The organism is Sphingomonas sp. CFBP9019, assembly GCF_034045155.1.
Lineage (GTDB): Bacteria > Pseudomonadota > Alphaproteobacteria > Sphingomonadales > Sphingomonadaceae > Sphingomonas > Sphingomonas aerolata.
The window spans coordinates 609,461-635,269 of record NZ_JAXCWK010000001.1 but is presented as its reverse complement, the minus strand read 5'-3'; the positions used below and the strand labels follow the sequence as shown (position 1 = coordinate 635,269).

At 65.5% G+C, this 25,809-nt stretch carries 21 protein-coding genes and 1 tRNA gene; 13 read left to right on the top strand and 9 right to left on the bottom strand.

The genetic code is table 11. The features are described from left to right. Positions 1-711: 711 nt before the first annotated feature. Positions 712-972, bottom strand: coding sequence for a hypothetical protein (locus SOM18_RS02770; protein WP_152555378.1), 261 nt, complete (start codon positions 970-972; stop codon positions 712-714). A 228-nt stretch (positions 973-1,200) separates the two neighbouring features. Here SOM18_RS02770 and SOM18_RS02765 point away from each other — a divergent pair, with 228 nt between their 5' ends. Continuing rightward, positions 1,201-1,410, top strand: coding sequence for a hypothetical protein (locus tag SOM18_RS02765; RefSeq protein WP_152555379.1), 210 nt, complete (start codon positions 1,201-1,203; stop codon positions 1,408-1,410). Positions 1,411-1,957: 547 nt separating this feature from the next. Further along, a complete protein-coding gene (locus SOM18_RS19460) occupies positions 1,958-2,410 on the top strand; it encodes a hypothetical protein (protein ID WP_235188279.1) in 453 nt (150 codons plus the stop codon). Positions 2,411-3,345: 935 nt separating this feature from the next. On the opposite strand, the gene SOM18_RS02755 is transcribed toward SOM18_RS19460, so the two are convergent. The 4 genes from SOM18_RS02755 to SOM18_RS02740 all read right to left on the bottom strand — a co-directional run bounded on the left by SOM18_RS02755 (position 3,346) and on the right by SOM18_RS02740 (position 6,776). After that, positions 3,346-3,897 (bottom strand): FxDxF family PEP-CTERM protein, encoded by a 552-nt coding sequence (locus SOM18_RS02755; protein ID WP_107045822.1) that lies wholly within the window; start codon positions 3,895-3,897, stop codon positions 3,346-3,348. 858 nt (positions 3,898-4,755) lie between these two features. Beyond that, positions 4,756-4,831, bottom strand: a tRNA-Ile gene (locus SOM18_RS02750). A 123-nt stretch (positions 4,832-4,954) separates the two neighbouring features. After that, the gene (locus tag SOM18_RS02745; protein ID WP_031393308.1) at positions 4,955-5,221 is read right to left on the bottom strand and encodes a hypothetical protein; all 267 of its coding nucleotides are present in this window, start codon (positions 5,219-5,221) and stop codon (positions 4,955-4,957) included. Between the two features lie 154 nt (positions 5,222-5,375). Beyond that, entirely contained in the window at positions 5,376-6,776 is a 1,401-nt protein-coding gene (locus SOM18_RS02740; protein WP_031439506.1) for a M20/M25/M40 family metallo-hydrolase, read from the bottom strand. A gap of 104 nt (positions 6,777-6,880) precedes the next feature. Here SOM18_RS02740 and ettA point away from each other — a divergent pair, with 104 nt between their 5' ends. From ettA to SOM18_RS02725, 3 genes are all read left to right on the top strand, one after another. Beyond that, positions 6,881-8,560: an energy-dependent translational throttle protein EttA gene (gene ettA / locus SOM18_RS02735; RefSeq protein ID WP_031439507.1), complete on the top strand. Its 1,680-nt coding sequence runs from the start codon at positions 6,881-6,883 to the stop codon at positions 8,558-8,560. A 250-nt stretch (positions 8,561-8,810) separates the two neighbouring features. Beyond that, a complete protein-coding gene (locus tag SOM18_RS02730; RefSeq protein ID WP_235188280.1) occupies positions 8,811-10,004 on the top strand; it encodes a sensor histidine kinase in 1,194 nt (397 codons plus the stop codon). A 66-nt stretch (positions 10,005-10,070) separates the two neighbouring features. Continuing rightward, complete coding sequence (locus SOM18_RS02725; protein WP_152555381.1) at positions 10,071-10,778, top strand: hypothetical protein; 708 nt, start codon at positions 10,071-10,073, stop codon at positions 10,776-10,778. Between the two features lie 17 nt (positions 10,779-10,795). Here the strand turns inward: SOM18_RS02725 and SOM18_RS02720 are convergent, their stop codons facing one another. The 4 genes from SOM18_RS02720 to SOM18_RS02705 form a co-directional block, all read right to left on the bottom strand. Further along, entirely contained in the window at positions 10,796-11,566 is a 771-nt protein-coding gene (locus SOM18_RS02720) for an NYN domain-containing protein (protein WP_031439510.1), read from the bottom strand. A gap of 10 nt (positions 11,567-11,576) precedes the next feature. Then, positions 11,577-11,957, bottom strand: a complete 381-nt coding sequence (locus tag SOM18_RS02715; protein WP_320481249.1) for a DoxX family protein — start codon at positions 11,955-11,957, stop codon at positions 11,577-11,579. A gap of 97 nt (positions 11,958-12,054) precedes the next feature. Further along, the gene (gene greB / locus SOM18_RS02710; RefSeq protein WP_031439512.1) at positions 12,055-12,531 is read right to left on the bottom strand and encodes a transcription elongation factor GreB; all 477 of its coding nucleotides are present in this window, start codon (positions 12,529-12,531) and stop codon (positions 12,055-12,057) included. Positions 12,532-12,550: 19 nt separating this feature from the next. After that, entirely contained in the window at positions 12,551-14,554 is a 2,004-nt protein-coding gene (locus SOM18_RS02705; RefSeq protein WP_320481326.1) for a lytic transglycosylase domain-containing protein, read from the bottom strand. Positions 14,555-14,633: 79 nt separating this feature from the next. Between SOM18_RS02705 and dapA the strand changes: the two genes are divergently transcribed. The 8 genes from dapA (at position 14,634) to ilvD (ending at position 25,796) form a co-directional block, all read left to right on the top strand. Next, a complete protein-coding gene (dapA, locus tag SOM18_RS02700) occupies positions 14,634-15,533 on the top strand; it encodes a 4-hydroxy-tetrahydrodipicolinate synthase (RefSeq protein WP_031440356.1) in 900 nt (299 codons plus the stop codon). Positions 15,534-15,648: 115 nt separating this feature from the next. Further along, positions 15,649-16,131 carry an SsrA-binding protein SmpB gene (smpB, locus tag SOM18_RS02695; RefSeq protein ID WP_031395420.1) on the top strand — a complete coding sequence of 161 codons (483 nt, stop codon included), beginning with the start codon at positions 15,649-15,651 and terminating at the stop codon, positions 16,129-16,131. A gap of 78 nt (positions 16,132-16,209) precedes the next feature. Beyond that, positions 16,210-16,695: a DUF2062 domain-containing protein gene (locus SOM18_RS02690; RefSeq protein ID WP_042466983.1), complete on the top strand. Its 486-nt coding sequence runs from the start codon at positions 16,210-16,212 to the stop codon at positions 16,693-16,695. A gap of 92 nt (positions 16,696-16,787) precedes the next feature. Continuing rightward, complete coding sequence (locus SOM18_RS02685) at positions 16,788-18,875, top strand: M13 family metallopeptidase (RefSeq protein ID WP_320481248.1); 2,088 nt, start codon at positions 16,788-16,790, stop codon at positions 18,873-18,875. 166 nt (positions 18,876-19,041) lie between these two features. Beyond that, a complete protein-coding gene (locus SOM18_RS02680) occupies positions 19,042-21,093 on the top strand; it encodes a M13 family metallopeptidase (protein ID WP_320481247.1) in 2,052 nt (683 codons plus the stop codon). An 80-nt stretch (positions 21,094-21,173) separates the two neighbouring features. Next, positions 21,174-23,558 carry a hybrid sensor histidine kinase/response regulator gene (locus SOM18_RS02675; RefSeq protein WP_320481246.1) on the top strand — a complete coding sequence of 795 codons (2,385 nt, stop codon included), beginning with the start codon at positions 21,174-21,176 and terminating at the stop codon, positions 23,556-23,558. 48 nt (positions 23,559-23,606) lie between these two features. Then, the gene (locus SOM18_RS02670) at positions 23,607-23,957 is read left to right on the top strand and encodes a response regulator (protein ID WP_031396103.1); all 351 of its coding nucleotides are present in this window, start codon (positions 23,607-23,609) and stop codon (positions 23,955-23,957) included. A 117-nt stretch (positions 23,958-24,074) separates the two neighbouring features. Then, positions 24,075-25,796, top strand: a complete 1,722-nt coding sequence (ilvD, locus tag SOM18_RS02665; protein ID WP_320481245.1) for a dihydroxy-acid dehydratase — start codon at positions 24,075-24,077, stop codon at positions 25,794-25,796. Positions 25,797-25,809 lie beyond the last annotated feature (13 nt).

Genomic DNA, 25,809 nt, shown 5'->3' with positions numbered 1-25,809 from the left:
GTTATGAAACGCCTGACAAGAAAAACGCGGAGATGTGGCGCATTGCTGCGACTTATTGCGGCGATATGGAGGCTGTGATTTTGGAAATTGGTGGGCCCGGCAACTATCGAACTGACGCCCTTACAAAGCCCGTGGCGGCGGGCATTATACCCCCAAGAAACCCCCACGTGCAGTGGGGTGTATTTCATGAGCGTCGAGATAGCCGCGACGGCGCCGTTTAAGCCCCGGTTCGGGATCAAGCCTATATGGCCTTACCTCGCGGATCCAATCCGGGGGCCGGCTATCATTGCCCGGTTCTGGTCTAACGTCGCCCGCCGCGGTGAAGGCGAGTGTTGGGATTGGACAGCATGCCGCGGCGGTAAAGGGCTGTACGGTCAGACGACGGTGGGAGGCGGCAGGATCCGCCGATCAAACCGGGTGGCGTCGGCAATAGTTAACGGCGAAGACCCAGGCGAACGCGTCATCCGTCACACCTGCGACCGCGCGATCTGCTGCAACCCTGCGCATTTGGTGGCGGGAACCCACGAGGAAAACATGACTGACATGGTTGTGCGCGGCCGAACTGTCGGGAAGCCGCCGCTTCGTGCCAGCATGACGAAAGCGGCGTTGTGCGCGCGCAATGAGCGGCTTCTTTCGGCGCTCAATCAGATTGCGGCATCCGATTCCACTGCCAGGCGGCGGGCATTGCAGGAGATCGCCGCTGCATCTAACTCAGTGCGGAACGCCGGTCGTGGTCATTCGATACACATCCCGGGTCTGCTGCGCGCCGTCAGCAGTAATCCCATCAAATTTGCGCCACGCTGCAGCCGAATTGCAGACGCGCGTGGCCATGAAGGAGCCCGTCGGCGTCATTGACCGGCAGATCTTCTTCTCTTTGGCTTGCGCCTCTACGGCCTTGGCAGGGGCTTCTGACGTTTGCGCCTCTACGCCAATGGGAGTGAGGATCAGCGCAACTGCAACGCGATATTTCATCGTTCGACTCCTGCAATTCGACCGAAAGTATACGATCGACCTTCGTATGCAAGAGCGTCACTGGGACTGACGTTTTCTGACCTAACTAGCGCGCTGCTCCGCTCCAAACTCACCGCCTCCCTCAACACGAGGCGAGCGATCTCGGTCACTGAGTATCGTCCTGCCGTGGATCAATACCCGGAACGATGTGCCGCCACTGGTCGCTGATTGTTCTACGGGAGAATTGGCATGCTGCGTACCTTGCGTCCGGACATTGTGAACGTCTCAGCAAACGAGGGGAGGGTGCTGATTGATGGGCCGGGCGTTGCTGTCACGCTCGACATCGAAGCGGCATCAGTCCTATCCGATCAGCTGCTCGCCGGGTGCACCTCGGCACGCCGGCAACAGCGTGACGCGATCGGTCAGGTGCCCCATTCAGATCCTTGCTCACAAGTATAGTTGGCAGCGGGTTCAGTCAGGCTGGCTTGGGTTTTGATGGAAAGTAACCTAGGTTAATCTTAACCTTGTATGCCGAACGCGAGCTTGGCTCCCAAGCATTCGCTTTGTAACAAACCGCGCCATGAACACGCCCTTTGGACACGACGCAGAAATCTTGCGTTCCGCGATCGCTTGGGCGCTTCACGTCGCCGACGTAACTAACAATCCGCTTGTGGCCTCTTTCTTAGCCGATGCACTTCACCATGCCGAGAATGGCGCATACCGCTCTTGCGCGGCCAATGGCGCTATCTTGCCAGGGTGGAACGTGTTTGCAGTGTCTGCGGACAGTTCAGCTGGATCGGAAGTTCGGTAACCAGAGTGCGATTCAGGCACCATCTCGAGCAGTGCGGCACGCATTGCTGTGAAGGCGTCTCGTTTCCCAAATCTATCTTCGCGCGCCTTAGCGATCGTATTGCGTTCGTCAGCCCCAGCGTTTGCCCTGGCAGTCGATCATAGTACGGAACGACCTTGCTAAGCTTCATATTGGTCAGACCGGGCCGCAAGCCCGATGTTACGCGCCGAGTTCGGCGTCTTCCTTGTCAGGTTAAAAGGCGTGGGGATCGTGGACCGGTTGCTGCGCCGACCGAGCCTGGCGGGGAGGTGGGCGCTTTGGAGCATCGGGGACCGGGTCGGGCAGGGTAAGCACCCTGCTTCCGTGCATCGTCTGAAAGACGGCGATCGCCTCGCCTTCCGCTATCCGCTTGCCGATCAACGACGCCCGCTCGGCGCTGACGTAGCCCAGCTGCGTGCCGCGCTCGCTGAAGATGGCGACCGCGTTATTGTCGAACGGGTTGCTCGGCTCGAAGCGCAGCTCGATCGCTACGCCAGGCGCGCACAGCATGCGCCGGTTGCTCTTGCTCGTGTCCTCGTTCGGAAAGTCGATGCGATCAACGAAGGGCCGTCGCAGAAGTTCGGCGTAACGCAGGCCTTTAATTGGCTATCTGATAGGCGGGCGGTTTAAGACTGCGAACACAGCTATGCAAAAAGCAGTGAAACCCCTTGGCCTTGCTTTTTCGCACATGCACCGATGAGATTCCGGCAAAGGATATGACGCGGTCGTGAACACAAAAAATGCCCGGCTCGGAAAGCCGGGCATTTTTAACTTCAGCCGTTGTAAGGGTCATCATTGGCATAGTAATGCATTGCTTTGCATCCTGCAGTATGCGGCAATGTTGCCAATAGTGACCCCCAAGCTGATGGCAAAGTTAACCCCGAATGGGCTTGCCGATTGGCCAGTAGCGCATTTGAACCCCCAAATTTGAAAGTGCTTGTCTTTCGACAAGGGGATTTATGCATTGAATTTGTTTAGTAATTGCAAATCCACGCGGTTAAAGTGGATTAACTGAAAATTCTTGATGCCAATGCTGCCCGCGCATTGCCGACTACGGTATATGCGCCGGATCGACGCAGCTGCCGCACAATGCTGTTGAATGGGGCCGTCACGCTCTGGCACCGACCGATTTCGCTATCCTGCGGCGCGGCCTCCCAAAAGATCACGAGGGGCCAGCGCTCGGGGCAGTGATGTCAGAGACAGCGCAGGGTTAGGCGGACCGCTGGTGTGTCTACGCGACCGTTGACGGTCTCAATGAGCGCGGCTCTTATTGGATTTTCTGCATTGTCACTCCGTCGACGTTTGACCACTTAAACCCGACCCATGCCGCCCCTGGGTATCCGGACCACGGATCTGATCCGTGGCTGTGGACGGCATAAGGAAGTCGACTTCGACCAGTTCGCGCCTGACCGTACGCTTCGGTGTCGGTCAACGGCGGTCGTCGCGCCGCATCAATCCCTCCGCAGCCGCAATCGCGCTGGATTCAAATGAAAACAGCCGCCAACCTCGAAAGGTTGACGGCTGCCTTCACACGGCCGGACACTGGGACCGGCTGTGAAATGTGCTTAGGCGAATGCGATCTTCGCCTGGCGACGACGAACGCGCATCGATGAGCCGATACCGCCGATACCGAACAGCATGATTGCCCAGGTACCGGCCTCGGGAACTGCTGCCGTCGGCTCAAAGGTCGCGGTGCCGGCATAGGAACCGTTACCACGCGAGAGGCCGTTCACGACGATCTGGTTCGTCGCACCTTTTGCGATCGCCACGTTGTTGATCTCGAAAAACTCGGCCTTGCCGACAACAGTCTTCGATGCTGCGAAACCATTGATGAACACCGACAGGATATCAAGATCGGTCGGGCTGAAGAACCGCGTCGTGCTCGTGCTGAGCGTACCGCTAGCCAGACCGGCCTGATCGATGATGAAATTGAAAGTATCCGTGAATGCACCACGCTTAATGCCCGCCCGGCCGAAATCTGCCGAAACGGTACCATTCTTTATATCGCCGCTGACGGTGAACTCCGGGTCGTTCGGAGTGAAGTTAACTGCGTGAGCCGCTGGGGCCATCGCAAATGCAGATACGAATGCCATTGTCGAAAGAAGTAAACGCTTCATGATGGTCCCTTTTTACGTGTTCCTTGGAAAAAAAGTAAAGGGGGCCATAGAGTTATGCAATTGCCTGAAAATGGCTACCACCCAACCATTGTGTGGTTTCGGGACAATCGTGCATCGTGAGCGGAGTGCGATGAGCGTCATGAAGTCGCGCGGCCGGATCGTTTGCATCCGGGGGCATTTTCCACGGTAGAAGCGTGCAATAGGCCCTGCTCAACCTTGGTTAACAAGACAAGAAGAATGACCTAAATCTCCAATAGTTGTTGACGGGCACACTGTTCTTTTAGCGACATTCAAGCCCCCCCCCGAGTTACGAGGTTTTCCGAACTATCCCGTGCCTCGTTCCGCCCGGCGATGGCAGGCAGGTTGAGAACAAAAAAGGAGCAGTATAGCTCGGGCGCTACCCTGATTCGTTGTTTGGATGCGCCCAATGAGTATGCAAACGCCGCGAGTTCGACTGCCGAGCTCGCCAAAGAGCAAGGCAGGAGCCTCGCTAGCCTCTCTACGATGATAGGGCGTAACGCCGCCTATCTAAAGCGGTTCGTCACTCGCGGTTCGCCGCGACTTGCACCGCGGCGTGCGCTGCGGCGGGCATTGCCGAGATCATCGTCGCAAGGCCGCCCAGCATGATCATCGACACCCTCAAACCAGGTGCTTCCGCCGAAGCCGGAGCGGCTCCGCAAGCCGCAGAAATCCGGGCCGAATCATGACATCTGGGAGGCAGAAAATACCATTTGAAAAATACCCCCAAATATCCCGCACATTCAGCTCGCCGTATGGAACGTGTGAAAAGAAAGACCCCCACAAACCAAGCGGTTCTGCGCTTTCCTGACGATGTAAGGTGGTGATGATCGGAGAAATTGGTGGGCCCGGCAGGAATCGAACCCGCAACCTAGCCGTTATGAGCGGCCAGCTCTAACCGTTGAGCTACAGGCCCCACCGCCGCCTGCGTTAGCGCAAGCGTTTCCAAAGAAAAAGGGTGCCAAAGAAAAAGGGCGCTCCCGAAGGAACGCCCTTTCCGACTCCAAAACGCTGTCGAGCGCAAGCGCCCGACACAGTCTTAGTTCATGTTGTCGGTCTTCTCGTCGGCAGCGTCGCGGACGTTGTCTGCTGCTGCGTTCATGTTGTCGGCTGCGTTCTCGAGCACGTCGGTTGCGACAGCGTTCGAGGTGTTGTCCGCCATGGCGTCCATGTTGTCAGCCTGCATTTCCATGTTGTCAGCCAGCATGTCCGCGTTGTTCTCAACTGCGGCGGCTTCTGGCGACTTGCTGCAGGCTGCGACGGACATCAGGCCGGCGGCAGCAGCGATCAGAACGATCTTCTTCATTCGAATGCTCCCAAGCATAGTTTCACTCGCGGCCGACCCGATTGCCGTCGCGAAGCCCCGTCAAATAGCGGCCCCCGACCGGCGGTCAATCCGCTAAATTCATCGCCCAGCAAGCTTTGCGACAGTCCGATGACGGGCGGGTTGCCGCAACTGGTCACTTTCTTGGCACGACCGAGCCGATTTCCTCGGGCGCATTGGCCACGATCGCAAGCATCGTCGTCCAGGCCGCGACGTTCTGGCGAAGCTGCTCGGGATCGACCCGGTCGAGCGTATCGTCGGGGGTGTGGTGCGTGTCGAAATAGCGCGTACCCGACTGGTTGAGGTCGATCGCCGCGACGCCGAGCGCCATGGTCGGGCCGACATCGGTGCCGTCACCGCCGACCCCTGCGCCGCGCGCGATGCCGAGCGGGGCGAGGGCGGAGGCGAGGCGATCGGCGACCGGCTTCGCGCTGTCGGGCAGGTTGGTCTCGAACCGCCAGACGCGATCCGCGCCGAAATCGGATTCGCCCGCGGTCGCGTGCCGCTCGGTCTTGTGCGCCTCGGCATAGGCCTTGCCGCCAAAGCCGCCGACTTCCTCGGCACCGAACCAGACGACGCGGATCGTGCGCCGCGGGCGCGGGCCGTCGAGGATGCGCTTGGCCGCCGCCGCGGTGATCGCCACGCCGCTCGCATCGTCGATCGCGCCCGTGCCGAGATCCCAGCTGTCGAGATGCCCGCCGACCAGCACGATCCCCGCCTTGGGATCGGTCCCCGGCACCTCGGCGATGACGTTCCCCGATTCGTGCGTGCCCGTCATCCGCGGGGTCAGGACGAGCGTCATCGTGATCGGCTTGCCGCGCGTCGCGATCCGTTCGATCAGCTCGGCATCGGGCACCGACAGCGCCGCCGACGGGATCGGCGTGACGCCCTCGGGGAAGTTGGTCGTGCCGGTATGCGGGTTGCGGTGATGATCGGTGCCGATCGAGCGGATCACGATCGCGGCCGCGCCCTTGCTCGCCGCCATCGCCGGCCCCACGAACCGCGCAGGGCCGAACGCGCCATAGCTCGACCCGTCCTGCGTCGGCTCCATCGCGTTGCCGACATAGGCGATCTTGCCGGCGAGGCTCCCGGCAGGCGCCGCCGCCAGGTCGCCATAGGACTTGAACACCACCACCTGCGCGGTCAGGCCGCCCACGGGCGTCGCACCCGAATTGCCGAGCGCGGTCAGCTTCAGCGCCTGCGGGAAGGGGGCGAGGATCGACCCCGTCTCGACGCCGCGCACCCAGACGGGCATCTGGTACGGCTCGATCCGCACGTTCTTGAACCCCAGCGCCTTCAGCTTGGTCACCGACCAGGCACGCGCACGCGCCTCCGCCTCGGTCCCCGCCAGCCTGGGGCCGATCTCGGTCGTCATCCCCTCGACGATGTCATAGGCGACGTCGTCCTTGAGCGCGGCATCGCGGAGGGCTGCGACCTTCGCATCGACCGGGGCAGGGGCGGGTGGTGCGGTCCGCTGTGCCACGAGAGGAACGGACAGGGTGGAGGCGGCCAATACCGCGAGCGTGTGCTTCATCATCCGCGACAGCCTATGTCGCCGCTCCCCGTTTGCCAACGGCCCGCCGCATCGCTATCTGCGCACGTCAAATCCCGCCTCATTCAAGCATGGAGCTCGGCACCCACATGGCCGTCCAGTATACCTACGTCATGAAGGGTCTGACCAAGACCTTCCCCGGTGCCGCAAAGCCCGTCCTCAACAACATCCACCTCCAGTTCATTCCGTCCGCCAAGATCGCGATCATCGGCCCCAACGGGTCGGGCAAGTCGACGCTGATGAAGATCATGGCGGGCATGGATCCCGACTTCACCGGCGAGGCCTGGGCGGCCGAGGGCGTCAATGTCGGCTATCTCGCGCAGGAGCCTCAGCTCGATCCGACCAAGGACGTGATGGGCAACGTCAAGGACGGCGTCCGCCCCGTCGCCGACCTCGTCGACCGGTTCAACGCGATCTCGGCCGAGATGGGCGATCCGAAGGACGACACCGATTTCGACGCACTGATGGAGGAGATGGGCGATCTCCAGGCCAAGATCGACGCGGTCGACGGCTGGGCGCTCGACAGCCAGCTGGAACAGGCGATGGAGGCTCTGCGCTGCCCGCCGGGCGATGCGTCGGTCGAGAATCTCTCGGGCGGCGAGAAGCGCCGCGTCGCGCTCTGCAAGCTGCTGCTCGAGAAGCCGCAGATCCTGCTGCTCGACGAGCCGACCAACCATCTCGACGCCGAGAGCGTGTCGTGGCTCGAGAATTACCTTAAGGAATATACCGGCAACGTCATCCTCGTGACGCATGACCGCTACTTCCTCGACAATGTCGTCAACTGGGTGCTCGAGCTCGATCGCGGCCGCTACTACACCTATGAGAGCAACTATTCGGGCTATCTGGAGAAGAAGGCGCAGCGCCTCAGCCAGGAAGAGCGCGAAGAGGCCGGCAAGCAGAAGGCGATCGCCGACGAGCTGGCGTGGATGCGCCAGACCCCCAAGGCACGCCAGACCAAGTCGAAGGCGCGTATCCGCGCGTTCGACGAGCTGATGGAAAAGCAGGAGAATCGCGTCGCCGGCAAGGCCGCGATCCTGATCCAGCTGCCGTCGCGTCTCGGTGGCAAGGTGATCGAGGCGAAGGGCCTGACCAAGTCGTACGGCGACAAGCTGCTGTTCGACGGGCTCGACTTCACGCTGCCGCCGGGCGGCATCGTCGGCGTGATCGGCCCGAACGGCGCGGGCAAGTCGACGCTGTTCAAGCTCATCACCGGCCAGGAAACCCCGGACACGGGCACGATCGAGGTCGGCTCGACCGTCAAGCTCGGCTATGTCGACCAGAGCCGCGACGATCTCGATCCGAACAAGAACGTCTGGCAGGAAATCTCCGACGAGCTCGAGATCTTCCGCTTCGGCAAGCAGGAGATGGGCACGCGCGCCTATGTCGGCGCGTTCAACTTCCGCGGGCAGGATCAGCAGAAGAAGGTCGGCCAGCTGTCGGGCGGCGAGCGCAACCGCGTCCACATGGCCAAGATGCTCAAGGAGGGTGGCAACGTCCTCCTGCTCGACGAGCCGACCAACGATCTCGACGTCGAGACGCTGCGTGCGCTCGAGGAGGCGCTCGAGACGTTCGCCGGCTGCGCGGTGGTCATCAGCCATGACCGCTTCTTCCTCGATCGCCTCGCCACGCACATCCTCGCCTTCGAAGGCGACAGCCATGTCGAGTGGTTCGAGGGCAATTACGCCTCCTACGAGGAAGACAAGCGCCGCCGCCTCGGCGACGCCGCCGACCGCCCGACGCGTCTGGCCTACAAGAAGCTCACACGCTGAGCGTCTGAGACCCGCCGCGGCCCATGTTCCCGGGCTGCGGCGGACGTCCACCTACCATCCAAACTCCGTCATCCTGACGAAAGTCAGGATCCAGGGTCACAGGCGGCCCGCTTGATTGCTCTGGATCCTGACGTTCGTCAGGATGACGAGGGTGGTGTAGGACCGAGCTGGTGCCTGCCACGCAAGCGCCATGTTGATCCCCTAACCGGGGTCGGTACGGGAAATCTTGGTCCCCACGAACGGAGCAGGCGTGACAGTTATCGAACACTCCCCCGGTGGAGATGCCCCCCCGGGTGCGGGGGAGCTGCAATACCGGCTTCGCCAGCAATCGATACTGGCCGATTTCGGGATCGAGGCGCTGCGTGCGCGCGATCTCGAACCGATGCTCCAGCGCGCCACCGAATTGTGCGGCGAGGGGATGCGCTCGAAATACTGCAAGTTCCTCGAATATCGCCCCGAGCAGGACAGCCTGTTCGTGCGCGCGGGGATCGGCTGGGCGCCGGGCGTGGTCGGATCGGCCGAGATGCGCACCGATCTCGCCTCGCCCGCGGGCTTCGCGCTCGAGACCGGCCAGCCGGTGATCTCCAACCATCTCGAGAATGAGGAGCGGTTCCGTACGCCCGCCTTCATGGCCGAGCACCACATCCGCCGCGCGATCAACGTGCTGGTCGAGACGTCGGGCAAGCGCTTCGGCGTGCTCGAGGTCGACAGCCCCGACGAGGGCAAGTTCGAGCCCGCCGACCTCGCCTTCATGCAGGGGTTCGCCAATCTGATCGGCGTCGCGATCGAGCGGCAACAGGCCGAACAGCGCTTGAGCGACGCGATGGAGCATCAGGAGCTCCTCACGCGCGAGGCGAGCCACCGCGTCAAGAACAGCCTCGCGCTCGTCTCGGCGATGCTCAACCTCCAGATGCAGGAGGATGACGACCCGCGCATCACCCGGCTGCTCGGCGACGCGCAGGCGCGGATCACCGCGATCGCGCAGACGCATGACCAGCTCTGGCGCGGTGAACAGGTCGGGATCGTCGCGCTCGACGACCTGGTCTGCGGAATCGCGACGGGGCTGGCCGAACAGGCGCCGCTGCACCGGATCGACTGCGACATCGACGCGATCCGGATCAGCGCGGATACCGCGATCCCGCTCGGCCTGCTCGTCACCGAGCTTGTCACCAACGCGATCAAATATGCTTACGGCGAGGGTGGCGGCGTCATCGCGGTGACGATCCGCAACGCCGATGGCCGGATTCTGCTGACCGTGTCCGACGACGGCGTCGGGCTGCCCGCCGATTTCGACCTCAAGGCCGCCTCGCGCAAAAGCCTCGGCATGCGGATGATCGGCAGCCTCGCCCGGCAGTTGCGCGGCACGATCGCGATCGAGAATGCCGCGCGCGGCACCTGTGCGGTCCTCGACATCCCCGACCCGAGGATCGTGCTTCCGGACTGATTGCTTGACGCGTGTATGATGTCCGTAGCACACCTCTCCCACAACGACGGGGTGGGGATGATGGACATGCTGATGATGCTAGCGGCCGCAGCGGCTTCGGTGACCGCGCCGCAGGGCGACAGGGTCAAGCCGGTCGACCAGTGTTTCGCGATCTACCGCCCGGGCTCCCCCGCAGGCACGCCGGCCGCCGGAGCCGACCAGACCGTCATCGGCGCAACCCGCCAGGTCATCCGCGCCATCCGCGTCGGCGGTCGGCCGGCCTGGGACATCGTCGTGCATCAGCGCGTGCCGATGGCGAATTTCGCGATGCGCGATCACTTCGTCTTGAACCGCGACGATCTGACGCCGATCACCTTCGACAACAGCCGGAGCGGGGTCGAGCATGTCGCGCTGCGCTACACCCCCGGTCGCATCGTCGGAACGAAGACCGACAAGGCCGTCGTCACGCCGATCGACGTCGCGGTGGCTGACCCCATCTGGGAGGGCAATCTCTGGGGCGTGACGTTCGGCGCCTTGCCGCTCGCGATGGGCAAGAGCTTCTCGTTGCCCTTCTACCAGTATGATGGCGGGATCGGCCGCTTCACGCTGACCGTCACCGGCAGCCAGAGCGTTGCGACACCGACCGGGCCTGTCGATGCCTGGACCGTCGCGGTTCTCAAGGACGGCAAGCCCAGCGCCACCACGCTGATCGCGAAACGCGACGCGCGTGAACTGGGCAGCTTCGCCGCGCGGGGCGGGACGAAGCTTGGCGGCGACTGCACCGGGCTCGACTGAGCGACCGGTGCCCCCGCTCAGCGCACCCGCTTGACGTAGATCCGACCGCCGTCACGGCGTTCGGTCTGGAAATTGGGCACCGCCTCGATCAGCTCGGACAGATGGTTGAAGCCATAGTTGCGCGCGTCGAAGCTCGACCGGTTGCCCGCGCGCTGGCCGAGTTCTGTCAGGCTCTGATAGCCCTTCTCGTCGCGCTTGCCCGCATTATACGCGTCGATCAGCAGCTTGATCAGGTCCGACCCGATCGGCTCGCCACCGCGCGATCGGCGTGCGGCGGGCGCGGCGGGGGCAGGGGCCTTCTCGCCACCGATCGCGGGCGGCAGTGACAGCGGCATCGGCTCGGACTCGTCGTCGAGCGCGCTGACGTCGATGAAGCGCGTGCAGGCCTGGCGAAACCCCTCGGGCGTGCGGCTAGTGCCGAAGCCATAGACGGGCACGCCGTCCTGGCGGATCCGCATCGCGAGCGGCATGAAGTCGCTGTCCGACGACATGATCCCGAACCCGTCGATCCGGCCGCGGAACAGCAGGTCCATCGCGTCGATCGTCATCTTCATGTCGGTCGCGTTCTTGCCCTTGGTCAGGTCGAACTGCTGCTGCGGCTCGATGCCGTGCTTGATCGACATGTCGCGCCAGCCTTTCAGCGCGGGCTTGGACCAATTGCCATAGACGCGCCGGACGTTGACCGTGCCGAGCTCGGCAAGGACGGTCAGCACCGGGTCGAGCGTCGCCGACGATGCGTTGTCGGCGTCGATGAGAAGGGCGACGTTGCGGGTTGTGGTATCGGCCATACCGCCGGGATTAGCCGCGCCCGCGCCCCGCGTCCACGCTCCACGCGCCGCCACCCGCTGCGGCGAGGTAGAGGAACACGAAACAATAGAGCACCGCCGCCTCGCCGCCATTGGCGATCGGGAAGGGGCCCTGCGGTGCGTGCGCGAGGAAATAGGCCGCCGCCGACATGCCCGACAGCAGGAACGCGACCGGCCGCGTGAACAGCCCGACGATCAGCAACGCGCCGCCCACGACCTCGATTATGCCCGCGACGTACAGCAACGGGGTCATCGCCATCGGGAAGGGCGGCAGCCCGAAGAACTTGGAGATACCGTGGCTGAAGAATACCAGCGCCACGACGATGCGCATGGCGCTGAGCAGGCGGCGGGACCAGGTGGCGGGTATCGGCATGGGATCATCCTGAACGTCGTTGCGGTCCCGCTACGTCCTATGCGCGCGTGCCTGCGTCAACGCGCCGGATGGAAACGGATCGTTCAGCGATAGGAAATCAGGGATAGGCGATCGCCACGACCTCATATTCGCGCTCGCCCGCCGGCAGGTCGACGCGCCGGACATCACCGATCGCGGCACCCCTCAGCGCGCGGGCGAACGGCGAATTCCAGCCGATCCGCCCATTGCCCGCATCGGTCTCGTCATCGCCGACCAGCGTGAGCACGCGTTCGACATCCTCCTCGTCCGCCACCGTCACGCACGCGCCGAACCAGACGCGGCTGCGGTCCTCCTGCGCGGCGGGATCGACGACCTTGGCCGCCTTCATCCGCCGCGACAGCCAGCCGAGCCGCCGGTCGATCTCGCGCAGCCGCTTGCGCCCATAGATATAGTCGCCATTCTCCGACCGGTCGCCATTGCCCGCCGCCCAGGAAATCACCTCGACCAGCTTGGGCCGCTCGCTGCCGAGCAACAGCTCATATTCCTCGCGCAGCACCGTATAGCCTGCCGGGGTGATGTAGTTGGGCCGATCCATGCGCGCCGTCTCGTCCGGTTCAGCCCGGCCGGGTCTTGCCGAGATACCAGGACGTCCGCGCGACGCTGCGGCTCTTGGCGCGGGCGGGGTTCATCAGGTCGTAGACGACCGCATTCTCGATCACGCGCTGCACATAGTTGCGCGTCTCCTGATACGGGATCGCCTCGATCCAGTCGATGATGTCGACCGCCCCGGTCCGCGGGTCGCCATTGGCGCGCAGCCACTTGTTCACATTGCCACCGCCCGCATTATATGCAGCAATCGCAAGCGGATAGCTGCCATAGTTCGCATAGATCCGCTGGAAGTAGCTCGACCCCAGCATGATCGACAGATTGGGATCCGTCGTCAGCGACGCCTGGTTATAGGCGAGCCCGATCTTGCCCGACTGCTCGCGCGCGGTCGCCGGCATCAGCTGCATCAGCCCGCGCGCACCGGCATGGCTGACTGCCGCGCGATCGAACTGGCTCTCCTGCCGCGAGATCGCGTGGATGATCGTCCAGTTGTCCTCATAGCCCGCCGGCACGCTGACGGTCGGGAAGCCCGCCGCCGAATAGTCGCTAAGCCCGTTCGCCAGCGCGCTGCGCCCGACCATCACGCCCAGATCGGGGCGGTTGATGCGCGTCGACAGTTCGGCGGCGAGCGCGTGGTCGGTGTCGGTCGTCGCATCCGCGGCGATCTGGCGGACGAACGCGGTCTGGTCCTGCCAGTCCGCGATCTGGCCAAGGAACTTGACCGCGCGCACCGTCTCGCGCTGCTCGAACGCGGCGCGCACCGCGGGGGCGATCGCAAGGCTGGCCATCGGCGGTGGCGGGGTCAGCGCGCGGCCCATCCGCTCGGTCGCGAGCTGTCCGTAATATTGATCGCGGTAGCCGGCCGCCTGCGTGTAGAAGGCGGCGGCATCCGCCTGCCGGCCCGCCGCCTCCGCCGCGCGACCCGCCCAGTAATAACCACGCGCCCGCACGACCGGCGAATTCGACCCGCGCGCATAGCGATCGAACAGCGTCATCGCATCCGCCGGCCGCCCGAGCTTCTTCATCGCCGCCTGCCCGCCAAGCCAGGCGAGATTGGTATATTCGTCGCGCTCGGCATAGGATTTGGCCGAGATGTTCGCCCCCGCCGGATAGGCATCGTCGATCTGCCGCGCGATGTCATAGGCGACCTGCCACTGGCCGTCATTCGCCGCGCCGCGCGCATTGGTCACCAGGATCTCGTACCATTCGCCCGCATTGCCCGGCCGCGTGGTCAGCGCCCGCGGCCGCGCGAGCCAGGCCCGCGCGCTCGGGCTCGCGCCGCTGTTGCGCAGCCACACCGCGCGGTCGGCGACATAGCCGGCGTCGCCGCGATACGTCTCCATCGTCGCCGCCGACAGATCGGACGCGTTCGGCGCATTGGTCCGGAAGGCGAGCCGCGCCTCGAACAGCGCGCGCTTGGCGGGACTCACCAGCAGGATCTGCCGCTGCGCTGCGCTCGTCTGCCCCGACCAGAGCAGCGCGTCCATCCGCGCATCCTGATCATCCGGCGACAGCGCGCCGGGGAAGCCCGTCGTCACCGCGACCTGATCGATCGGCGTCAGCCCGCCCGATCGCCATGCGGTGCGCACCGCGGCATAGGCCCGGTCGCGCTGCCCGGTTGCCTGCAATGCGCGCGCATAAGCGAGATTGCCCGCCGCGGACTGCGGCGGATAGCGCGTGAAGAATGCGACGACGCTGCCCGCCGCACCGCTGCCGATCGCCGCCTGCCGCTCCGCCGCGCGGCGATTGGCGGTCTCGTTCGGCCAGCCGGGATGCGCCATCAGGAACCCGGCATAGCTGTCGAACGGCAGCGCATCGGTCTGTTGCAGTGCGCGCCACTGCGCGATCGTCGAGGCGATCGCGCCGTCGCTCGCCATCGGCTGCGCCTGCGGGCCGATATTCGAAAGCTGCGTTCGGTACCGGTCGAGCGTTTCCTGTCCGACCCCTGAAGATACCGCCGTGCCGGCCAAAGCCGCCAGGACGATGCTCGATTTGAACGCCAATGCTACCATGTGGACAGGATAGCAGTTCAACCCGTATCTGTCCTGAACGAAACGCCCGAATTCAGCGCGGCAGGAGCGCAATATACCGATGTTTGCAGGTTTTTCCTTTGCCGGGTCGATCCCGGCGCTCGTCACGCCGTTCGCCGCGGACGGCGCTTTCGACGAGCGCGCCTATCGCGATTTCGTCGAGTGGCAGATCGCCGAGGGCTCGTCCGCGCTGGTCGCGTGCGGCACCACGGGCGAGGCAGCGACCCTGTCCTATGACGAGCATTTCCACGTCGTCCGCGTCTGCGTCGATCAGGCGAAGGGTCGCGTGCCCGTGATCGCCGGGGCAGGGTCGAACGACACACGCGTCGCCTCGGCCAATCTGCGTGCGGCGCTTGAGGCTGGCGCCGATGCCGCGCTGATGGTCCCGCCCTATTACAACCGCCCGAGCCAGGAGGGGATCTTCCGGCATTTCGAGGCGCTCGCCGCCGATGCGCCGCTGCCGATCATCCTCTACAACGTGCCCGGCCGCACCGTCACCGACATCCAGCCCGCGACGCTGGCGCGGGTCGTTACCGCCTTTCCGCAGGTGTTCGTCGGCGTGAAGGACGCCAGCGGCGTGCTCGCGCGCGTGTCGCAACACCGCGAAGCCTGCGGGCCAGACTTCTGCCAGCTGTCGGGCAACGACGACCTCGCGCTCGCGTTCAACGTGATGGGCGGCACCGGCTGCATCTCGGTCACCGCCAACGTCGCGCCGAAGCTCTGCGCGGAGTTTCAGGCGGCGTGCCAGGCGGGCGATTTCGTCACGGCACTCGCCTATCAGGACCGTCTCTATCCCCTGCACGACGCGCTGTTCACCGACGCGTCGCCGGGCCCGGTCAAATACGCCATGGCGCGGGTGCGGGCCGGCTTCCCCGAGACGCTGCGCCTGCCGATGACCCCCGCGGGCGACGCCTCGCGCGCCGCGGTCGACGCGGCGCTGGCGCACGCCGGCCTGGTCTGATCCCCGTCCGTCATCCTGACGCACGTCAGGATGACGGGAGGACCGACAATTAACGTCCAACGCGATACGACGCCCGCTTCCCCTTCGCCCTCCGACCTCCTACATCGCGCATCCCATGGCACGCCCCAAACCCCCGACCTTCGAAAAGACCAAGATCGTCGCCGAGAACCGGCGCGCTCGGTACGACTATTATATCGAGCAGGTGTTCGAGGCGGGGATCGCGCTGACCGGCACCGAGGTGAAGGCACTGCGCGGGGGCGAAGGCTCGATCGCGGAGGCCTATGCCGAGGTGAAGGGCAGCACGGTCCAGCTCGTCAATTCGAACATCCCCGAATTCAGCCACGGCAACCGCTTCAACCATGAGCCCAAGCGGCCGCGCAAGCTGCTGCTGCACGAGCGCGAGATCAACAAGATGTTCGGCGCGGTCGCGCGCCAGGGCATGACGCTCGTGCCGCTGATGATCTATTTCAATTCCAAGGGCCGCGCGAAGGTCGAGCTCGCGCTCGCCAAGGGCAAGCAAAACCACGACAAGCGCGATTCGGTGAAGGAACAGGACTGGAAGCGCGAGCAGGGCCGGATCATGCGGGATCGTGGATAAGCCGTGACCAGGGCGCCGGTCGGTCTCTTCGGGCGCCTCGCGGCGTGGTCGCATCGCAATCTGCCGACCCGCGATTCGATGGAGCGCAACCGCCTGTTGCGCCCCGTCGCGCACCGCGTGCTCGCGCCCGAATTGTGGCGCTTCACCCGGCGCTCGGTGCCGCGCGGCGTCGCGCTCGGCATGGTCGCGGGGATCCTCGTCCCGGTCGCGCAGACCCCCGTCGCCGCTTTGTTCGCGCTGCCGTTCCGCGCCAATGTGCCGACCGCCGCGCTGACCACCTTCATCACCAATCCGCTGACGACCCCGCCGCTCTGGATCGCCGCCTATTGGATCGGGTCGTGGATGCTGCGGATCGACGCGCACGTCCCCGGCCAGCCGGTCGCCGAAGCCGCCGCGCAAGCCGACTGGATCCCCTGGCTGATGCAGGCCGGCCCCGCCACCGCGCTCGGTCTGCTGGCGATCACCGTGGTGGCCTCGATCGGCGGCTATGCGCTCAGCGCACTCGGCTGGCGGCTGTGGATTGCCCGCAAGTGGCGGCACCGGCACGATAATCGCGGATCGTAACAATCGTCACTATCTGTCGCCCGACGAATTGACGGAGCGTCTTATCGGCGTAGAACACACCGCATCCTGAAGTTCTTCCCCGAGGGTCCTTGATGCGTACGTCGATTGTCACCGCCATTCTGCTCGCCTCCGCCGCAACGGTCTCGGCCCAGACCAGTCAGACCCCGGCCCGACGGGCCGCGCCGTCGCCGGCGCTCGCCGGTGTGGCCAGCGGTCCCGTCGCGCCGAAAGATGCGAACAAGCCGCAGATCGGCGATTTCGGCTTCGACATGGCCGGGCGCGATACCGCGGTGAAGCCCGGCACCGACTTTTTCGACTATGCCAATGGCGGCTGGGAGAAGGCGACGCCGATCCCCGCCGATCGCTCGTCCTACGGCATGTTCCACGTCCTCCAGGACCTGTCGCTCGAGCGCACCCGGACGATCCTCGACGCGGCGACCGCGAAGCCCGGCGACAAGGTCGGTGACTTCTACGCGAGCTTCATGGACGAGGCTGCGGTCAATGCGAAGGGCGCGGGCCCGGTGAAGCCGATGCTCGCCGCGCTCAAGACGACCACCGACAAGACCGCGCTCGTCACCCAGATCGCGAAGCTGCAGCGCCAGGGGGTCGGCGGGCTCGTCGGCGTCGGCGTCCAGCAGGACGACAAGGACCCGACCACCTATGTCGTCGGCTTCGGCCAGAGCGGCCTCGGGCTTCCCGATCGCGACTATTATCTGAAGGACGATGCCAAGCTCGCCGCGGTCCGCACCGCCTATCAGGCGTATCTCGCGCAGATGCTGACGCTCGCAGGCGAGCCCAACGCCGCCGCGCGCGCCGCGGCGGTCTTCGCGATGGAGAAGGGCCTCGCCACCGCGCACTGGACGCGGATCGAAAGCCGCGACGCGGACAAGACCTACAATAAATGGACCGCCGCCGACTTCGCGGCCAAGGCGCCCGGTTTCCCCTGGGCCCAGTACATGACCGCGATGGGCGTCACCGGCCGTCCCTTCTACCTCGTCGCACAGCCGAGCGCGCTGACGGGCGAAGCGAAGGTCTTTGCCGACACCCCGGTGAACGTCCTTCAGGATTACGCGATGCTCAAGGTGCTGCGCGCCTATGCGCCCTATCTCTCGAGCGATTTCGACAAGGCCAATTTCGGCTTCTACGGCACCACCCTGTCGGGCACGCCCGAGCAGCAGGTCCGCTGGAAGCGCGGCGTCTCGACCGTGTCGGGCGCGATGGGCGAGGCGATCGGCGAGCAGTATGTCGCCAGATATTTCCCGCCGGAATCGAAGGCGGCCGCCGATCAGCTCGTCAAGAACGTCATCGCGGCGATGGGCGACCGGTTGCGCAACCTCGCCTGGATGGCGCCCGAGACCAAGACCAAGGCGCTCGCCAAGCTTGCCGCCTTCACCCCCAAAATCGGCTATCCGGACACTTGGCGCGACTATTCCGCGCTTCAGGTCCAGCGCGGCGATCTCGTCGGTAACGTCGCGCGCGCCAACGCCTTCGACTATGATCGCGACCTCAAGAAGCTCGGCCAGCCGATCGATCGCGGCGAATGGTTCATGACGCCGATGACGATCAACGCCTATGCCAATCCGACGATGAACGAGGTCGTCTTCCCAGCCGCGATCCTCCAGCCGCCCTTCTTCGATCCGAAGGCGGACCCGGCGATCAACTATGGCGGCATCGGCGCGGTGATCGGCCACGAGATCAGCCATCACTTCGACGATCAGGGCCGCAAATACGACGCCAGCGGCAAGCTCACGGACTGGTGGACGCCGCAGGACGTCGCGCGCTTCAAGGTCTTCACCGACGCGCTGGTCAAGCAGTACGACGCCTATGAGCCCTTGCCCGGGCTGCACGTCCAGGGCGGCCTGACGCTCGGCGAGAACATCGCCGATCTCGCCGGGCTGACCGTCGCCTATGACGCCTATCACCGCTCGCTCGGCGGCAAGCCCGCGCCGGTGATCGACGGCACCACCGGCGACCAGCGCTTCTATTATGGCTGGGCCGGCGTCTGGCGCAGCAAGTTCCGCGAACCCGCACTGCGCCAGACCTTGCTTTCCGATCCGCACTCGCCGGGTCACCAGCGCGTCCTTACCGTCCGCAACCTCGACCCCTGGTACGCCGCGTTCGGCGTGAAGCCCGGCGAGGCCAGCTACCTCGCCCCCGCAACCCGCGTCCGCATCTGGTAATCCGCTCCCGCCGACCGCCCCAGATCTACCCCACCCCGGCGAAGGCCGGGGCCCAGTTGGGGGGACAGGCGTAATGGCCGACTGTCCATCGTTACCAACACCTTCCCAACTGGGCCCCGGCCTTCGCCGGGGAGGTGTACCGCCAACGAAATTCCAGGAGACCCCCATGAAGACCTACATCGCCGCCGGCCTGCTCGCCGCCACCGCGATCACCGGCGTCACCGCCGCCATCTCGCAGACCGCCGAACCAACCGCCGCACCCGCCGCGCCCGCCGCGACCGGCGCGCAATATGGCAGCTTCGGCTTCGACGAGAAGGGCATGGACAAGAGCGTCCAGCCCGGTGACGATTTCTACGCCTTCGCCAATGGCAACTGGGCGAAGACCACCCCGATCCCCGCGGACAAGTCGAACTACGGCGCGTTCAACTTCCTCTCCGACCTGTCCGAGACGCGCACCCGCGGCATCCTCGACACCGCGGCCAAGGACCCCAACTCGAAGATCGGTCGCGCCTATGCGACCTTCCTCGACACCGGCACGATCGAGGCCAAGGGGCTGGCGCCGATCCGCCCATGGCTCGCGAAGATCGCCGCGCTGAAGGACCGGGCGGGCTATCCTGCGCTGCTCGCCGAGGCGGATCGCGCCGGGATCGGCGGCCCGTTCGGCAGCGGCGTCGGCCAGGACGACAAGATCCCCGAGCAATACGCGCTCTCGCTCGGCCAGTCGGGGCTCGGTCTGCCCGACCGCGACTATTATCTCAGCACCGACGCCAAGCTGGTCGAGGCGCGCACCGCCTACCGCGCGCACATCGCCAAGATGCTGACGCTCGCCGGCGAACCCGATGCCGAGGCGCGCGCCGCCGCGTTGCTCGCGTTCGAGACCGAGATCGCCCGGGTCAGCTGGACCCGAGTCGACAGCCGCGACGCGACCAAGACCTATAACAAGATGTCCGTCGCAGAGCTCGCCAAGCGCGCGCCCGGCTTCGACTTCGCGGGCTATTTCAAGGCGACCGGCACGCCCGTACCGACCGTCATCGTCGCACAGCCCTCGGCGATCACCGGCATTGCAAAACTCGTCGCGACCGCGCCGATCGGCGTGCTCAAGGACCAGCTGATCCTGCGTTCGCTCGACGGCTATGCGGACGTGCTGCCAAAGGCGTTCGACGCCGAACAGTTCGCCTTTTACGGCACCGTGCTCGGCGGCACCCCCGAGCAGGAGGCCCGCTGGAAGCGCGGTGTCCAGTTCACCAGCGGTGCGCTCGGCGACGAGGTCAGCAAGCTCTACGTCGCACAGTATTTCCCGCCCGAGACCAAGGCGGCAGCGGACGTGCTGGTGAAGAACGTGCTCGCCGCGATGGGCCGCCGGATCGACAAGCTCGACTGGATGGCGCCCGAGACCAAGCAGAAGGCGCACGCCAAGCTCGCCGCCTTCACCCCCAAGATCGGCTATCCCAGCCAGTGGAAGGACCTGTCCGCGCTGACGATCACGTCCGGCGACGCGTTCGGCAACGAATGGCGCGCCAATGAATGGCAGCATCAGGACAATATCGCCAAGCTCGGCAAGCCCCTGCAGCGCTGGGAATGGGGCATGACGCCGATGACGGTCAACGCCTATGCCAATTTCGGCATGGTCGAGATCGTCTTCCCCGCAGCCATCCTCCAGCCGCCGTTCTTCGATCCGAAGGCCGACGACGCGGTCAATTACGGCGGCATCGGCGCCGTGATCGGCCACGAACTGAGCCATCATTTCGACGACCAGGGTTCGAAATACGATGCCAAGGGGCAGCTCACCGACTGGTGGACGCCCAAGGACATCGCCGGCTTCAACGCACTCACCGGCAAGCTCGGCGCGCAGTACGACGCCTATGAGCCGCTGCCGGGGATGCACGTGAAGGGCCAGCTGACGATGGGCGAAAACATCGCCGATCTCGCCGGGCTGACGGTCGCCTATGACGCCTATCACACCGCGCTCGGCGGCGAGGCGGCGCCCGTGCTCGACGGCTTCACCGGCGACCAGCGCTTCTATCTGGGCTGGGCGCAGGTCTGGCGCCGCAACTACCGCGAGGCGAACCTGCGTCAGCGGCTGCTGACCGATCCGCATTCGCCGTCGCAGCAGCGCGCCTCGGTCGTCCGCAATCTCGACCCCTGGTACGCCGCCTATCAGCCCAAGCCGACGCAGCGTCTGTATCTCGCCCCCGAACAGCGCGTACGCATCTGGTGACCGGCCGCGTCCCCGACCGGGAAACCGGGCGGGGACATGATGCTTGACCCCAAACCCCCGAACAGCGGAAGAGGCATCGCATGGTTTCGCTTCCGCCCCAGACCGGCCTCGGGCCGAACCGCCGCGCCGCCCTTGTCGCGGCGGTGACGGGGATCGCCGCGTCGGGGCTGGTGCTCGGCATGATCGGCGACCTCGTCGTCGCGGCGGCCTTTCTCGCCGCGGCGATCATCGTCGTCGGCGCGGTGATCGTCTGGCGGTTGCTCGCGCGCGCCGGCAGCGCCGAACTGCGCACGATCGACTGGGACTTTACGCGGGCGGTTGCGCAGGCGAGCGGCGATGCGATCGCGGTGACCGATCGCGCGGGCCGGCTGGTCTGCGCGAACGACGCCTATGACGCGGTGTTCAGCGGCTTTCCGACCCCGCCGGGGCTGCCGCTCGACGCGAGTGGGGTCGTATTGCTGGCCGAGGCCGGACGCACCGCGTGGCGCGACGGTCACGCGCAGGCAGAACGGCTGGTCGCCAACGGGCTGCGCATCTCGGCATCGATCACCCGCGCCGGGGACGAGGCGGACATGCTCGTCTGGCGGTTCGTCACCGCGCCCGACTATGACCTCGCACAGACCGCCGAGCGGCTGATCGACGGGCCGACCGGCGACCGGCTCGGCGGCAGCGGGATCATGGCGGCGTTGCTCAGCGCCGACGGCCGCGTCCGCGCGACCAACCGCGTGCTCCGCGTCCGCGCGATTGGCGACGAGCATGAGGCGATCGAAGGCCGCGACTTCGCGCGCTTCCTGATCACCGACAATCGCGGCCTCGTCCGCTTCGCGCGCGAGGGCGGCGCGGGGACGCCGCTGCGCGTGGTGCAGGTGCCCTTTGTCGAGGGCGACGACGCCCCCGTCCTCGTCATTTTGCTCGACGACGAGGAGGATGCGCCCGCGATCGGCGCGTCCGCCTCCGCGCATGTCCGCAGCCTCGTCAGCCTGATGCCGTTCAGCATGGCGCTGGTCGATCGCGAGGGCCGCTTCATCCAGATGAACGACTCGTTCCTGCGCGCCGCCGGGGTCGTCGGCGCCGCGCCGCCGCTTTACCCCGGCGACCTCGTCGTACGCGAGGACAAGACCGCGGTCGCCGACGCGATCCGTCGGTTCGCGGGCGGGCAGACGCATTCGACCGACATGGCGGTCCGGCTGAAGGATCATCCCGACGAGCCGGTCGCGCTGACCATCGCCGGCGCGCGCGGGCTCGGCGACGCCGCCGTCCTGCTCAGCCTGAAAGACAATAGCGAGGAATCGCGACTGAAGCGCGAGGTGGCGCAGGCGACCAAGATGCAGGCGGTCGGCCAGCTCGCCGGCGGCGTCGCGCATGATTTCAACAACATCCTGACCGCGATCATCGGCCACTGCGACCTGATGCTGATGCGCCATTCGCCCGGCGACAGCGATTATGACGACATCCAGCAGATCCGCACCAACTCGAACCGCGCCGCCGGGCTGACCCGCCAGCTGCTCGCCTTCAGCCGCCAGCAGACGCTGCGCCCGCAGATCCTGCAGCTGCCCGACGTCGTGTCCGAGGTCTCCAACCTGCTCAAGCGACTGATGGGCGAGACCGTCCGGCTCGACATGATGCACGGCCGCAACCTGGGGCCGGTCCGCGCCGATCCGGGGCAGCTCGAACAGGTCGTCGTCAACCTCGCAGTCAACGCCCGCGATGCGATCCTGTCCGCCAACCCGCGCGGCGGCGGCACGCTGACCATCACCACGCGTTCGGTCTCGGCGACCGAGGTGCGGCAGATGGCCTCCGACATCCTGCCCGTCGCGGATTATACCGCGCTGATCGTCCAGGACACCGGCACCGGGATCCCGCCCGAGGTCCTGCCGAAGATCTTCGAGCCGTTCTTCACGACCAAGGAATTCGGCAAGGGGACCGGGCTCGGCCTCTCGACCGTCTACGGCATCGTCAAGCAGTCGGGCGGCTATATCTTCGCCGAATCGCAGCAGGGGCAGGGGGCGACCTTCACCATCTTCCTCCCCGTCCATGCCGCCCCCGCCGCGCCGCGGCTCACCGCGCCCAAACCCGCGGCCAAGCCCGCCGACCTGTGGGGCACGGGGACCATCCTGCTGGTCGAGGACGAGGACATGGTCCGCGCGGTCGCCGAGCGCGCGCTCACCCGCCAGGGCTATAGCGTGCTGACCGCGGAGAATGGCGAGGTCGCGCTCGAGATCATGGCGAAGAACGGCCGCCCCGATCTGCTGATCACCGACGTGGTGATGCCGACCATGGACGGCCCGACGATGGTCCGGCACGCACGCGAGAAATATCCCGACCTGCCGATCGTCTTCATGTCGGGCTATGCCGAGGAACAGTTGCGCAAGTCGATCGACCTCGACAATGTCGAGTTTCTTCCCAAGCCTTTCTCGGTTCAGCAGCTTGCCGAAGCCGCGCGCGACGTTCTTGCGGCACGTTAAGCAACAAGATGTTGGCGCTCGGCGAAATTGCCGCCTAAGGTACAAAATATGAACGTGCCACAGCAGATCCTCATCGTAGAGGATGAACCGTTGATCGCCATGATGCTCGAGGATTTCCTCGAGGTGCTGGACAAGGGCGTCGCAGGGTCCGTCGACACCGTCGCCGATGCCCTGCACCGCATCTCGGCCGGGGGTGTCGACGCCGCGATCCTCGACGTCAACCTGCGTGGCGGTGAGAAGAGTACGCCGATCGCCGAACGGCTTGCGGAGGGCGGAATTCCCTTCGTGTTCGCGACCGGCGGTGGCGATGACGGCCTCGATCCCCGCTTTCGCGACCGGCCCCGCCTGCAGAAGCCGTTCACGATGGACGGCGTCGCCAAGGCGCTCGAAAGCCTCTGACGGTCCGCCGCGCGGGCTCTGCGGTCCTCGTCTGGCCGCGGCCGCGGCGGATAAAACTGCAAATCCATACGCAACTGTCTTGCGTAAAGGCCCCGTCTCGCGACATAGGCGGTCGCCATGACCCGTATATTCGATAAATCGCGCCTGCCGAGCCGGCATGTCTCCGTCGGTCCAGAGCGTGCGCCGCACCGCAGCTATTATTACGCGATGGGTATCCCCGAAGAGGATATCGCACGTCCGTTCGTTGCGCTCGCGTCCGCCGGCAACAACTCGGCCCCCTGCAACACCACGCTCGACGCGCAGGCCGATGCCGCGCAGGCCGGCGTCATCCAGGGCGGCGGCATGCCGCGCCGCTTCAACACGATCACCGTCACCGACGGCATCGCGATGGGCCATCAGGGGATGAAGGCGAGCCTCGTCAGCCGCGAAGTCATCGCCGACTCGGTCGAACTCTCGGTCCGCGGCCATTGCTACGACGCGCTGGTCGGCTTTGCCGGCTGCGACAAGTCGCTGCCCGGCATGATGATGGCGATGCTCCGCCTCAACATCCCGTCGGTGTTCGTCTATGGCGGCTCGATCTTGCCCGGCCGCTATCAGGAGCGCGACGTCACCGTCGTCGACGTGTTCGAGATCGTCGGCAAATATGCCGCCGGCGCCTGCCCGCTGTCGGAGGTGCATGCGCTCGAAAAGGTAGCCTGCCCGGGTCACGGCGCCTGCGGTGGGCAATATACCGCCAACACCATGGCCTGCGTCGCGGAAGCGATCGGATTGTCCATTCCGAACAGCAACATGGTGCCGGCTCCTTACACGACGCGCGAACAGATCGCGGTGGCTGCCGGCGCGCAGGTCATGGAGTGTCTGGCCGACAATATCCGCCCGCGCGACATCTGCACCCGCGAAGCCTTCATCAACGCCGCGCGCGTTGTCGCCGCGACCGGCGGCTCGACCAATGCTGCGCTGCATCTGCCCGCGATGGCGTCGGAAGCGGGGATCGACTTCGACCTGTTCGACGTCGCCGAGATCTTCAAGACAACGCCGTACATCGCCGACCTCAAACCCGGTGGGAAGTATGTCGCCAAAGACATGTACGAGGCGGGCGGCGTCTACATGCTGATGAAGACGATGCTCAGCGGTGGCTTCCTCGACGGCAGCTGCATGACCGTGACCGGCAAGACGCTGGCCGAGAATATCGACCAGGTGACGTGGAACCCCGACCAGAAGGTCATCTACGACATCAGCACCCCGCTGACCCCGACGGGTGGCGTCGTCGGCTTGCGCGGCAGCCTCGCCCCCGATGGCGCGATCGTGAAGGTCGCGGGCATGCACCGGCTCCAGTTCAGCGGCCCGGCGCGCGTGTTCGACTGCGAGGAGGACACCTTCGCCGCGGTCGAGGCGCGCGCGATCAACGAGGGCGAGGTCATCGTCATCCGATACGAAGGTCCCAAGGGCGGTCCGGGCATGCGCGAGATGCTCTCGACCACCGCCGCGCTCTACGGCCTCGGCATGGGCGAGAGTGTCGCGCTGATCACCGATGGCCGTTTCTCGGGCGGCACGCGCGGCTTCTGCATCGGCCATGTCGGCCCCGAAGCCGCCGATGGCGGCCCCATCGCACTCGTCGAGGATGGCGACATGATCCATATCGATGCCGAGGCGGGGACGATCGATCTCGATGTTCCCGAGGACGTGATGGCAGCACGCCGCGCGGTCTGGGTCCCACGCAAGACCGATTACGGCTCGGGCGCGCTGTGGCGCTATGCGAAGACCGTCGGTCCGGCGTACAAGGGTGCGGTCACGCACCCGGGGGCCGCAGCCGAAACGCATGTCTACGCGGATATCTAAACGATCGCAGTAT